This window comes from Stenotrophomonas sp. YJH_SMC_20 (genome assembly GCF_059367845.1).
This window is the reverse complement of record NZ_JCAFRG010000004.1, coordinates 302,378-315,065: the sequence shown is the minus strand read 5'-3', so window position 1 is coordinate 315,065 and position 12,688 is coordinate 302,378. Positions and strand designations below refer to the sequence as shown.

Below are 12,688 nucleotides of genomic sequence, written 5' to 3'. Positions count from 1 at the left end.
TCGTGTGGCTGCCGTCGTATTCTATCGGGGCTATCATAGGAATCCACAACCATGGACAAGGCAGCTGCTGCCGATATTCGTAATGCCCTTTTGGAGTTGCTGCCGGAGGACGGGACCACCCTGGGAAACCTGAAGCTGCGTACCCAGATTGCTGCCATGCTCGGCGCCGAGGTGCCTGAAGACGACTACTCGGCCGCACGGGATGCCTTGGTGGCCGAGGGGCTGCTAGCCAAAGGCCAAGGCCGTGGCGGCTCGGTGCGGAAGCTAGTGGACCACGCGGCGCCGCTGACCTTGCAGGTGCAGGAGAAGCCCGCTGGTGCAGATGCTCCGAAGCCGATGCAGCCAGGACTGACGCTGGCCCAGGCCAAGCGTGCAAAGGCCGAGGTCAAGGCCAAGCGTACCGACGAAGACAACCAGGTCATCGCCTACCGGCACGACCAGAAGCGCCGCAACAATCCCGACGTTGGCGTGGTCACCCCGGACAACGATCCTGAGCAGCCCAGGACGCAATGGGCCTACGACCCGCACATTGACCCTGCCTTGCAGTTCGATGTTGGCCGCGCACAGATTGAAACCCTGATCGACGACGCCCTGGCCAGCGGCGACGAGGCCACCATGCGCGCCGCGCTGGAACAGCTCAAGCGCCAGGCCGCGCCCTACCTCAACTGGACCGGCAAGGCCGAGCGCACCAGCTTCGAGGTGGACACCGTCAGCCTGCACGTCCACGAGCGCATCGACCCGGCCAGCATCCTGGCCGTCATCCAGAAGCGCATGAAGACCGATGCGGGTAAGACCGCCACTGGCGACATGTTCCGCGCTTGGTTCGAGGAGCCGCTGCCGCTGCGCGAGGCGGTGGACTTCTATAAGCACGATCGCGGCTGGAGCAACCGTCTGGTGGCTGGCGACAGCCTGCTAGTGATGAACAGCCTGCTGCAGAAGGAGGGCATGGCTGGGCAGGTGCAGATGATCTACATCGACCCGCCTTACGGGATCAAGTACGGCAGCAACTTCCAGCCGTTCGTCAACAAGCGAGACGTGAAGGACCGGAGCGACAACGACCTGACCCAGGAACCGGAAATGATCAAGGCGTTCCGGGATACGTGGGAGCTGAACATCCACTCCTACCTAACCTACCTACGCGACCGCCTGCTGATGTCGAAAGAGTTGCTGCATGAATCGGGCAGCGTGTTTGTACAGATCTCGGATGAGAATCTGCATCATGTTCGCGAACTGATGGATGAAGTCTTCGGCGCGGATAACTTTCTGTCCATCATTTCTTTCACGAAAGCAGCCGGCGGACTGCAGGCCTCGAACCGGATCGGCGCGATTCTTGATTACATCGTCTGGTATGCAAAGGACGCGACGCGCGTTAAGTACAACCCGCTGTACTCGGAAAAGAGCGATCCCGCTGCGGATGGGTACACGTTGCTTGGGTTGCCGGGCGGCTACTACAGGACTGTTAGTGAGAATCGGAAGCTGACCGGGGGTGAGGTTGATCCCGGGACTACGAACTGCATGTCGGTGCTGCTGACTAAGCCTGGACCTGGTTCCAAGTTTGACGTTGAAGCAAACGGCAAGATCTTCGATTCAGGTAATCGTTGGTGGGGAACTACGCCAGAGGGCATACAGCGTGTCCTAAAGTCGCTTCGCGCGGCCGTTTCTGACGGCGCCATTCGCCTTGCTTCTAGATTTCAGGAATTTCCCTACACTTCGTACTCGAATTTGTGGTCTGGATTCGGTGGAGCAGCCAACCCTGTGTATGTAGTACAAACCAATGAAGTCATCGTGCAACGCTGCATGCTGATGACGACCGACCCCAGCGACCTTGTTCTAGATCCCACGTGCGGCTCTGGCACCACCGCTTTCGTCGCGGAGAAATGGGGCCGCCGATGGATCACCTGCGACACCTCGCGGGTGGCGGTCACCCTGGCCAAGCAGCGGCTGATGACCGCCAGTTATGACTACTACGACCTCAAGTACCCGCACGAGGGCCTGAAGGCCGGCTTCATCTACAAGACCGTCCCGCACGTCACCCTGAAATCCATCGCCAACAACCCTGAGATCGACGACCTCTGGGAGCGCATGCACCCGGCCATCGAGCAGGCGTTGGGCCAGCTCAACGCTGCACTGGCCGGCACCCGAATCCCGTTCAAGGTCACCGAAGGCGGACGCAAGGGCGAAGACATCGCCTTCGACGCCAAGGGTATCCACACGCTGCCCACTGGCGAGCAGGTGCCTGCCAACGCCCTGCTGGAATGGGAGGTGCCGTTCGACTTCCCGGCAGACTGGCCCGCCGCTGCCCGCACCGCGTTCGACGCATTCCACGCCGCGCGCCAGGCGATGCAGAAGAAGATGGACGACTCCATCGCCGCCCACGCCGACCAGGAAGTGCTGTACGACCAGCCGCAGGTGGCCAAGGACAAGCTGCGCATCACCGGCCCGTTCACTGTGGAGGCGGTGCCGTTCCCCAGCGTGATGGTGCTGGACGAGGCGCAGCCCACGGCCGAGGCCGACGCCAGCATCGCCCGCAGCGGCGAATCCGCCCGTCAGCACCGCTGGCGCGACGAGTTGTTGAAGGCCGGCATCCGAGGCAAGGGCGGGCAGATGCTTCGCTTCGCCGAGCTGGAGAGCCTGCCCGACACCCCGCACCTGCACTGCACCGGCCATCTGGACACCGGAGAGCGCGTGGTGGTGTGCTTCGGCCCGGAGCACGCCGCACTGGAGCAGCGCACGGTGGAGTTGGCCATGCGCGAGGCCGGCGATCTGTTCCCGCGGCCGAAGATGATCGTGTTCTGCGCCTTCGCCTTCGATCCGGAAGCCGCCAAGGACATCGACGCCACCAAGGGCATCACCGCCCTCAAGGCGCAGATGAACACTGACCTGCTCACCGAAGACCTGAAGAAGAACGCCCGCCACAACCAGAGCTTCTGGCTGATGGGTCAGCCGGAAGTGGAGGTCCGCCAGCAGAAGGACGGCCGCTACGTGGTGGAAGTCCATGGCTTCGACTACTTCGATACCGCTACCGGCGAGCTGAAGTCCGGCGGCAAGAAGAACATCGCGGCCTGGAGCTTGGACACCGATTACGACGAACGCAGTCTGTTCCCCCGCCAGGTGTTCTTCCCCATGGCCGGCAAGAAAGATGGCTGGCACAAGCTGAAAAAGGACATCAAGGCCGAGCTGGACGAGAGCAAGCTGGATAAGCTGCATGGCACCGTCAGCTTGCCGTTCGAGGCCGGGGACAACCGCAAGATTGCGGTGAAGATCGTCGACGACCGCGGTATCGAGTCGCTGAAAGTCATGGCGCTGAGTTGAGCACGGCATGACGACTCCCAAATCCCTGATCATCAACACGCCTTTTGAGGCGCCTCGCTGGCACTGGATAGACCACCAAGGTGGCCTGAAGCTGACCGAGGGACGCCGTCCAGCTGGCTACGAGATCTTCGACACCCGCCATAACACACGCCGCACCGAGCGCCTCGACCTGGTGGAGCGCATCCGTGAACGCGTCGGCGAATGGCGTGCCTCGGCCTACCCGGGCGTAACCACCGTTACCCGCAGCCTGCTTGAACACTGGCACAACGCCAGCGCTCGCCAGCATCCGTTCTACTTTTGCCAGCTGGAAGCCATCGAGACACTGATCTGGTGGATCGAAGCGCCGGCCGATTTCAAGCAAGGCATCTACGTGCCGGGCGATGGCGGACCATGGCAGCGGCTCTGCAACAAGATGGCAACGGGCACCGGCAAGACGACGGTGATGGCTATGCTCATCACTTGGCAGGTGTTGAACGCACTGGCTTACCCGAAGCGCAACAAGGATTTCTCCCGCGCCATCTTCCTGGTTGCCCCCGGCCTGACGGTGCGCGAGCGCCTGCAGGTGCTCTATCCGGGGCACCCGGACAACTACTACGACCTGTTCGGCCTGTGCCCGAATGAGGCAATGCGCAGCAAGTTGAATCAGGCCGAGGTGCTGGTAGAAAACTGGCACACGCTGATGCCGCTAAAGCAGCAGGATCGGTCGGTGGTCAGGAAGGGACCGGAGAGTGACAAGGCATTCGTCCGCCGAGTGCTCGGGAAGCTGGCGCAGCATAAGGACATCGTTGTAATCAACGACGAAGCCCACCACGCTTATCGGCAGTCCCCCGATGACAAGCGCAGCCGCGACGTGAAGCGCCGGGCTGAGGAAATGGGCCTGGACCAGGAAGAGGCCACCCGCTGGATTGAAGGCCTGGACCGCATACACAAGGAACTGCGCATACAGCGTTGCTTCGACCTGTCCGCCACCCCGTTCGCCCCGACCGGGCGCAGCAACACAGAAGGCGGCCTGTTCGAGTGGATCATCTCCGACTTCGGCTTGAACGATGCCATCGAGGCGGGCCTGGTGAAGACCCCGCGGGTGGTCGTGCGCGACGGCGTAGTGCCGGATACGCAGACACTCAAACCCAAGCTCTATCACCTGTACCGCGACCCGGCTGTCCAGGAAGACCTTGGCCGCCGCGGGGCACAAGTCCATGAGCCGCTGCCTCCATTGGTGCAGCAGGCCTACACCCTGCTCGGAGCCGATTGGCGCAAGACTGCCGAGGCTTGGGCAGAAGCAGGCCACACCTCCCCTCCGGTGATGCTGACGGTATGCAACGTGACCTCCACCGCCGCGCGCGTGGAGCGATTCTTCACCGAGGGTGACGTGCATTGGCCTGAGATGCGCGACGCCAACCGCACGCTCCGGGTTGACTCCCGCGTGTTGGAGAAAGCCGAGATCGGCGAGAAAGCTAGCGCCGACAAGGACTACGAGGAGCGGCTGCGGGCGATTGTCGAGGCCGCTGCCATCCCATCCGACCGAAAGAGCGAGCTGCTGCAACTGCGGAAGGAAGAACTGCTGCGCGAGATCGTCGACAACGTCGGCAAGCGTGGGACAGCCGGCCAGGACCTGCAGAACGTCATTTCCGTTGCGATGCTCTCCGAGGGCTGGGACGCCAAGAACATCACCCACATTATGGGCCTGCGCGCCTTCACCAGCCAGCTGCTGTGTGAGCAGGTAATCGGCCGCGGACTGCGCCGTGTCGGCTATGACACGGAACCTGTGGTCTGCCCCGACGGTGTCGAGCGGCAGTTGTTCGTCCCAGAGTTCGTCAACGTCTTCGGCGTACCGCTGTCGGTGTTCCAAGACCTCAGTGGCGAAGGCGATCCGCCACCGCCGCCCAAGCAGAGCACCCAGATCGAATCCCTGCCGGAACGGAATAGCTTGGAGATGCGCTGGCCAAACGTGGTGCGCGTGGACGCCATCGTGCGGCCGGGCCTGACTCTCGACTGGCAAGCAATGGAACCTTTGCAGCTAGACCCTGCAGCCACGCCGCTGGCGGCAGAGATGGCACCGGCACTGGGTGGCGCCAATGCGTGGGACCAGATACAGGCCATCGACCTGGAGCTGCTGCCCGACGAGTTCCGCCTGCAACGGCTGGTGTTCCAGGCCGCGCGCCAAGCGTATGGGCAGATGCAGGACCAATACACCGGCACGCCGGAGTACCTGGCGTTCCAGTTGATCCACCTGATCGATGAGTTCCTCGCATCCGACAAGCTGGTGGTGCCCTCGCTGTTCCACCAGGAGCCGCTGCGCAAGCGCATCCTGGTATCCCTGAACATCAACGCGGTGGTCCAGCACCTGCTGCGATACCTGTTGCAGCAGAACCAAGAGCGCATCGAGCCGGTGTTCGACGAGGAGTTCCCGGTCGGTTCAACGCGATACATGCGCACCTGGTACACCACCAAGACATGCCAGCCAGCGCAGAAGTCGCAAATCAGCCACGTGGTGGCTGACGGCGCTTGGGAAGCCCATGCAGCCAACCTGCTGGAAAGCAGCCCGTTGGTGCAGGCCTACGCAAAGAACGACCACTTGGGCTTCCAGGTCTACTACATGTGGAACGGGGCCAAGCGCCGCTATATCCCCGACTTCCTGGTCCGCCTCGCTAACGGCAAGACACTGGTGTTGGAGATCAAGGGCGTCGACGACGACCAGAACCGCGCCAAGCGCTCGGCACTGGACGCATGGGTAAAGGGCGTGAACCAGAAGGGCGGCTTTGGCACCTGGGCGTGGGACGTGGCCTTCGAGCCCCACCAGATCCAGGACATCCTGGCAGCCCATGGTTGACTGAGTTACTGGACGGAGAGGCGGTCCAGCAGGTTGCGGACCGATGACTTGTGCCACGTGCCACCACGTGGCGTGAGCATGCCTCTCTCGTTCAGGGCTTTTGCTATGCCTCCCAGCGAGGAAACCCCCTCTGCTGCCAGCGCGTCAACCACCGGGCGCAGCTGGTTTGCATGGTGATCCGCCTTGCCGCGGAGGGTCGCCACGGCGTCGCCATTGCCCCTCTGGGCACGCTGCAGGGCAACCGCCCCGTTGGGATTCCCCAGCTTCCTGCCGCGCGCCTTTGCGGCCTGTAGGGCTTCCTTGGTGCGCTTGGAAATCGCCTCGCGTTCCTGCTGGGCGACCAAGGCCATAATGCCGACGGTCAGCTCGTTGGCGTCGGGCATGTCCGCCGCGATGAACCGAACTCCGCTGTCCCGCAGCGTGAGCAGGAAGGCCGCGTTCCGGGACAACCGGTCCAGCTTGGCAATCAGCAGCGTTGCGCCGGTCACCTTCGCCAAGTGCAAGGCACGGGCTAGCTCCGGGCGATCCGCCCTCTTGCCACTCTCCACCTCGGTGAACGCTTGGATGACCTCGGCTCCCCGCTGCCGGACAAAGTCGGCAATGGTGGCCTGCTGAGCTTCCAGGCCGAGCCCGCTGCGCCCTTGACGGGCGGTGGAGACTCGCATGTAGACTACGACGCGCACGGTACAAAATCCCCTAACCAACGTTAGGCTATTTTGTACCATCATTCATCATCGTCAGACAAGAACTCCGTGGAAAAGCAAATCACGTCCAGACGCCCCCACTCGAACGGGGCCGAGCTACGCCGGGAAGTAGCTCAGCTTCGCCAAGAGGTAGCCTGGCTGAAGCGGCACTATCAGCAGACCGTACGGGCGGCCATTGACGTCCTGCCCTTTGAAGCACGTTCTCATTACCTCGGCCTAGACAACCTGAACTCGCAAGATGAACTGAATCAATTCCTCTATGACCTACGTAGGCTGGTCAAACAAGAGGCGGAACTGCTGCCGCCAAAGTTCCCCGGCGATGATGACCGCGTAGCTTGCCCCTTGTGCGTCAGCCACGCACGAGGTCCCTACAGGGGGCGGGGTGATGGTTGGGGTGCAGAGAGAGGCATTGACTTGCACCTACAACGAGATGCCGGAGAGAACGGCTGCCACATCATGCAGGTGCTACGCGAACACGCGGTTCGTGAGTACCGCAGCAGAGAACACAGTCTTGAGAGGTAAGCCCCCCCCTGGGGGGGGTGAGGCCAAACAGTCGCTATCTAAGATGTCTTCACGGAAATTTTCGCTAGACCTTTCGGCCTCACATCCGTATAATTTGCTACATCAGGTGCTACAGCTTCCCTTCTGAAGCACTTCGTAAGCCAGCAAAATTGCTAGGTTTAGGCTGTGTGTGGTGGCTATCTGCCAAATCCACCCATAGCCACCACACTGAAAATGAAGTTGTTTTTCAGCGTGATAAGTGAGAAAATCGTTGTACGTTTTGCCCCGTCGCCAAGCGGTAAGGCACCTGACTCTGACTCAGGCATTCGGTGGTTCGAATCCATCCGGGGCAGCCAAATTAAAAAGCAAAAGGCCAGATCGAAAGATCTGGCCTTTTGCTTTTTAATTTGGTCACGCATTCCACCTTATCCCCGCGCCTGTCGGCGCACCCCCTTGAACAACAAGGGGGCTCTTCTCCAGAGAGAGGCCCGGGGTCGGACATGCAAAAAGACGGGTAGTGCCGGCCGCTGGCCGGCAACCACGAAATGCCTGACTCCAAAACGACAAAAGCCCGGCCGAAGCCGGGCTTTTGCTTTTCCATCCAGCGGGCCCCCGAAGGAGCCCAACCAGGCGCAGCAGATCAGCGCTTGGAGAACTGGGTGGCGCGGCGGGCCTTGTGCAGACCGACCTTCTTACGCTCGACTTCGCGGGCGTCGCGGGTCATGAAGCCAGCCTTGCGCAGCTCGGACTTCAGGCTTTCGTCGTACTCGACCAGCGCACGGGCGATACCCAGACGGATCGCACCGGCCTGGCCGGTGGTGCCGCCGCCAGCGGCGGTGACCAGGATGTCGAAGCTTTCGGTGTTCTTGGTCAGCTCGAGCGGCTGGCGCACGATCATGCGCGCGGTCTCACGACCAAAGAACTCGTCCAGCGGACGACCATTGACGGTGATGTTGCCCGAACCCTTGCGCAGGAACACGCGAGCGGTGGAGGACTTGCGGCGGCCAGTGCCGTAGTTTTGAGTGATAGCCATGATTAGATATCCAGAACCTGCGGCTGCTGTGCGGCGTGCGGATGCTCAGTGCCGGCGTAGACCTTGAGCTTGCGGTACATCTGGCGACCCAGCGGGCCCTTCGGCAGCATGCCCTTGACGGCGATCTCGATCACGCGCTCCGGGTGGCGCTCCAGCGCCTGGGCCAGGGACTCGGTCTTCAGGTTGCCGATGTAACCGGTGAAACGGTGATACATCTTGTCCTGCAGCTTCTTGCCGGTGACGGCAATCTTTTCTGCATTGATGACGACCAGGTAGTCGCCGGTATCAACGTGCGGGGTGTAGACCGGCTTGTGCTTGCCACGCAGACGGCGGGCCAGCTCGGTGGCGAGACGGCCCAGGGTCTTGCCCTCGGCGTCGACGAGGTACCAGTCGCGCTGGACGGTCTCGTTCTTGGCAGTGAAAGTGCTCATGAAGAACTCTAGGTTAGGTCGGGCTCATTGCGGCGAAAGGCTCGCCGGAACTCTGCCACGCGTTGTGAAAAGGTGAAGCGCAAGAGGCGGGATTGTACTGGCCTTGCCAGCCACTTGCAAGTGGACCGTCAGGCCGGGTTGGCACGGACGCAGGGCCGGGCGAGAATCGGGGGACTTCCGCCCCACCGCGTACTGCCATGACCGTGCTCCGCCAGACCACCCCGCTGGACCACCTGCTGACCGAGGCGCAGCGCGCCCTGGATACGGTGTTCGGCAACCCACCGGCGGCCCGCCCCTACCCGGCTGCGGAGACCGACGAGCCCGGCATGGGCAGCGCCGAGCGCCGCCATGCCGCCGGCCTGATGCGGATCAACCACGTCGGCGAAGTCTGTGCGCAGGGCCTGTATTTCGGCCAGGCCGCCGTGGCCCGCGACCCGGCCACGCGTGAACACCTGCTGGAAGCGGCCCAGGAAGAGACCGACCATCTGGCCTGGTGTGCCACCCGGCTGGCCGAACTGGACAGCCGTCCCAGCCTGTTCAACCCGCTGTGGTACGCCGGCAGCTATACCATCGGTACGCTGGCCGGGCTGCGCGGTGACGGCTGGAACCTCGGCTTCGTGGTCGAGACCGAGCGCCAGGTGGAGGCCCACCTGGACGAGCATCTGGTCGACCTGCCGCCCGGCGACCTGCGCAGCCGCGCGGTCATCCAGGTGATGAAGGAGGACGAGGCCCGCCATGCCGAGCACGCCGAGCAGGCCGGCGCACGCCGCCTTCCGTTCCCGATTCCGGGCGCGATGGCACTGGCCTCCAGGGTGATGAAGACCATCGCCTACCGCATTTGAAGGGTCGCCCGCACCAACGGTGCGGGCCTACCAGGAGGTGCGGGGGGGCCGACGGTGGGGCCCGACCGTTGGTCGGGCCATCAATCAGTTGGGCGAGACCAGCTTCAGGCCGATCACGCCGGCTACGATCAGGCCCACGCAGGCCAGGCGGGCCGGCGATGCGCTGTCGTTGAACAGGTAGATGCCCAGCACCGCCACGCCCATGGCACCGATGCCGGTCCAGATCGCATAGGCCGTGCCGACCGGGATGCTCTTCATCGCCTGGCTCATCAGGTACAGGCTGATCAGGGCGGACACCACCGTGGCAACGGTGGGCAGGGGTTTGCTGAAGCCTTCGGAGTACTTCATTCCGAGGGCGAAACCGATCTCGAACAGGCCGGCCAGCAGCAGGTAGATCCAGGGCATGGGTGGGGGCTCCTTACCTTTTGGGGAAAAAACGAAACGGCCCGGTGTTTTCACACCGGGCCGTGGGTCGGTACATCACCATGGAGCCAATCGCGCGTGCGACGCCAGTTCCACGGGGCGGGTCGTCCCGCCTGGGTGGCGATGCCTGCGGGCATCGCACATGGGGCTTACTCGGACAGGTTCCGGCCGTGGAACAACTCTTCGATCTCGCGCTTGAGCAGCGCCTCGATCTTCATGCGCTCCTTGAACGACAGGTTCCTGGCCTTTTCCTCGAACAGGTACTGGTCCAGGTCGAAGTCCTTCAGGTGCATCTTCGTGTGGAAGATGTTTTCCTGGTAGACGTTGACGTCGAACATCTCGTAACGCGACTTGATGTTCTTGGCCAGGAAGTTCTGGATCGAGTTGATCTTGTGGTCGATGAAGTGCTTCTTGCCCTTCACATCACGGGTGAAGCCACGGACGCGGTAGTCCATGATCACGATGTCCGATTCCAGGCTCTCGATCAGGTAGTTCAGGGCCTTCAGCGGGGAAATGACGCCACAGGTGGCCACGTCGATGTCCGCGCGGAACGTCGCGATACCTTCCTGCGGATGGGTCTCCGGGTAGGTATGGACCGTGATGTGGCTCTTGTCCATGTGCGCGACCACGGCGTCGGAGATCAGCTCCTTGCCGGCCAGCTTCTTGTCGATCACCGGTTCTTCGGAGATCAGGATGGTCACCGAGGCACCCTGCGGGTCGTAGTCCTGGCGGGCCACGTTCAGGATGTTGGCGCCGATGATCTCGGCGACATCGGTCAAGATCTGAGTCAGCCTGTCGGCGTTGTACTCTTCATCGATGTATTCAATGTAACGCTGACGCTCCTCTTCGGTGCGCGCGTAACACACGTCATAGATGTTGAAGCTCAGCGCCTTGGTGAGGTTGTTGAAACCCTGCAGCCTCAGGCGAGGCAACGGCTTGACCACGGCGGTCGATTCCTGTGTAAGAAGGGAAAGGGGGAATTATGGGGCAAACTGCCCCCGGGGGGAACGTGAAGAGCGCTCACATCTGGCACACTGTTTGCCCTTAACAATTGCGCTGGTTAAGCTCCGCTATCGACCCCGTGAATCCGTTCATGCGCAGAGGGAGCGCTCCTATCGTGTCAACCGTGCGCCTAGCTAGCAGTCCACTGGCCTTGGATATCGCCACAATCGATCGTTTCCTGGCGCACAGCCACAGGCGGCGATACCCCACCCGTACCGACGTCTTCCGGCCCGGGGACCCGGCGGGAACCCTGTATTACGTCATCAGCGGCTCGGTTTCGATCATGGCCGAGGAAGATGACGATCGCGAGCTGGTGCTGGGCTACTTTGGTGCCGGCGAATTCGTCGGCGAGATGGGCCTGTTCGTCGAATCGGACCGCCGCGAGGTGATCCTGCGGACCCGCACCGCCTGCGAGCTGGCTGAAATCAGCTACGAGCGCCTGCATCAGCTGTTCCTCGGCCCGCTGTCGGCCGATGCCCCGCGCCTGCTGTATGCGCTGGGCCAGCAGATTTCCAAGCGCCTGCTCGACACCAGCCGCAAGGCCAGCCGCCTGGCGTTCCTGGACGTGACCGACCGGATCGTGCGCACCCTGCACGACCTGGCGCAGGAACCGGAGGCGATGAGCCATCCGCAAGGCAGCCAGCTGCGTGTATCGCGGCAGGAGCTGGCGCGCCTGGTCGGCTGCTCGCGCGAGATGGCCGGCCGCGTGCTGAAGAAACTGCAGACCGACGGCCTGCTGCATGCCCGCGGCAAGACCGTGGTGCTGTACGGCACCCGTTGACCGTTGAGCACCCGGTGGGTGCGGACCTTGGTCCGCACTCCCTGGCGCGCTAGGCTCGGTGCATGGAGCTGAGCAGCGAATTCTGGTGGTTCATCCTCATCGGCCTGGGCGCACAGCTGGTCGACGGCGCGCTGGGCATGGCGTTCGGCCTGGTGTCCTCGTCGGTGATGCTGAGCATGGGCCTGCCGCCGGCGCAGGTCAGCGCCAGCATCCACACCGCTGAAGTGTTCACCACGGGCGCCTCGGGGGTGTCGCACCTCGCAGCCGGAAATGTCGATAAGCGCCTGTTCCTGCGCCTGGCCCTGCCCGGCGCAGTGGGCGGCGCCCTGGGCGCGTACGTGCTCACGCAGCTCCCAGGCGAGATCATCCGGCCACTGATCTACCTGTACCTGCTGGTGCTGGCGATCATCATCCTGGCCCGCGCCGCTGGGCGCTGGATGCCCAAGGGCGAGATCCGCCGGGTGCCGGTGCTGGGCTTCTTCGCCGGCCTGCTCGACGCCAGCGGCGGCGGTGGCTGGGGGCCCATCGCCACGTCCACCCTGCTCGCCCGCGGCGGCCAGGCGCGCACCACCATCGGAACAGTCAACGCAGCCGAGTTCGTGGTCACGTTGACGGTGTCAGCGACCTTCCTGTTGTCGATGGGCGTGCAGCACCTGCAGATCGTCGCCGGCCTGCTGATCGGCGGCATGATGGCCGCGCCGGTGGCGGCGATCCTGGTCAAGCGGGTGAAGGAGCGCTGGGTGCTGGTGGCCGTGGGCGTGCTGGTGCTGAGCATCAGCCTGTTCCAGATCGGCCACGCGGTGTACGGGCATCTGGGCCGCTGAGCGCT

Annotated in this window: 10 protein-coding genes and 1 tRNA gene; 6 read left to right on the top strand and 5 right to left on the bottom strand. The window is 63.0% G+C overall.

Annotated features, from left to right (window positions below):
• The first annotated feature begins 51 nt into the window (after positions 1-51).
• The gene (locus AC5P6A_RS09835) at positions 52-3,312 is read left to right on the top strand and encodes a site-specific DNA-methyltransferase (RefSeq protein ID WP_495222305.1); all 3,261 of its coding nucleotides are present in this window, start codon (positions 52-54) and stop codon (positions 3,310-3,312) included.
• A 7-nt stretch (positions 3,313-3,319) separates the two neighbouring features.
• Positions 3,320-6,142 (top strand): BPTD_3080 family restriction endonuclease, encoded by a 2,823-nt coding sequence (locus AC5P6A_RS09830; RefSeq protein WP_495222304.1) that lies wholly within the window; start codon positions 3,320-3,322, stop codon positions 6,140-6,142.
• Positions 6,143-6,147: 5 nt separating this feature from the next.
• On the opposite strand, the gene AC5P6A_RS09825 is transcribed toward AC5P6A_RS09830, so the two are convergent.
• Entirely contained in the window at positions 6,148-6,825 is a 678-nt protein-coding gene (locus AC5P6A_RS09825) for a recombinase family protein (protein WP_495222303.1), read from the bottom strand.
• A gap of 803 nt (positions 6,826-7,628) precedes the next feature.
• On the opposite strand from AC5P6A_RS09825, the gene AC5P6A_RS09820 reads away from it, so the two are divergent.
• Positions 7,629-7,703, top strand: a tRNA-Gln gene (locus AC5P6A_RS09820).
• Between the two features lie 284 nt (positions 7,704-7,987).
• On the opposite strand, the gene rpsI is transcribed toward AC5P6A_RS09820, so the two are convergent.
• Together rpsI and rplM are read right to left on the bottom strand one after the other, a co-directional pair.
• Positions 7,988-8,380, bottom strand: coding sequence for a 30S ribosomal protein S9 (rpsI, locus tag AC5P6A_RS09815; protein WP_019661502.1), 393 nt, complete (start codon positions 8,378-8,380; stop codon positions 7,988-7,990).
• Positions 8,381-8,382: 2 nt separating this feature from the next.
• Positions 8,383-8,811: a 50S ribosomal protein L13 gene (gene rplM / locus AC5P6A_RS09810; RefSeq protein WP_005414692.1), complete on the bottom strand. Its 429-nt coding sequence runs from the start codon at positions 8,809-8,811 to the stop codon at positions 8,383-8,385.
• A 197-nt stretch (positions 8,812-9,008) separates the two neighbouring features.
• Between rplM and coq7 the strand changes: the two genes are divergently transcribed.
• Entirely contained in the window at positions 9,009-9,653 is a 645-nt protein-coding gene (coq7, locus tag AC5P6A_RS09805; protein WP_019661503.1) for a 2-polyprenyl-3-methyl-6-methoxy-1,4-benzoquinone monooxygenase, read from the top strand.
• 84 nt (positions 9,654-9,737) lie between these two features.
• Here the strand turns inward: coq7 and AC5P6A_RS09800 are convergent, their stop codons facing one another.
• Together AC5P6A_RS09800 and speD are read right to left on the bottom strand one after the other, a co-directional pair.
• Positions 9,738-10,058, bottom strand: coding sequence for a DMT family transporter (locus AC5P6A_RS09800; protein WP_005419816.1), 321 nt, complete (start codon positions 10,056-10,058; stop codon positions 9,738-9,740).
• 167 nt (positions 10,059-10,225) lie between these two features.
• Positions 10,226-11,020 (bottom strand): adenosylmethionine decarboxylase, encoded by a 795-nt coding sequence (speD, locus tag AC5P6A_RS09795; protein WP_019661504.1) that lies wholly within the window; start codon positions 11,018-11,020, stop codon positions 10,226-10,228.
• A gap of 149 nt (positions 11,021-11,169) precedes the next feature.
• Between speD and crp the strand changes: the two genes are divergently transcribed.
• On the top strand, positions 11,170-11,859 hold the full coding sequence (gene crp / locus AC5P6A_RS09790) for a cAMP-activated global transcriptional regulator CRP (protein WP_010482649.1): 690 nt from the start codon (positions 11,170-11,172) through the stop codon (positions 11,857-11,859).
• A gap of 62 nt (positions 11,860-11,921) precedes the next feature.
• Complete coding sequence (locus AC5P6A_RS09785; protein ID WP_346474725.1) at positions 11,922-12,683, top strand: sulfite exporter TauE/SafE family protein; 762 nt, start codon at positions 11,922-11,924, stop codon at positions 12,681-12,683.
• Positions 12,684-12,688 lie beyond the last annotated feature (5 nt).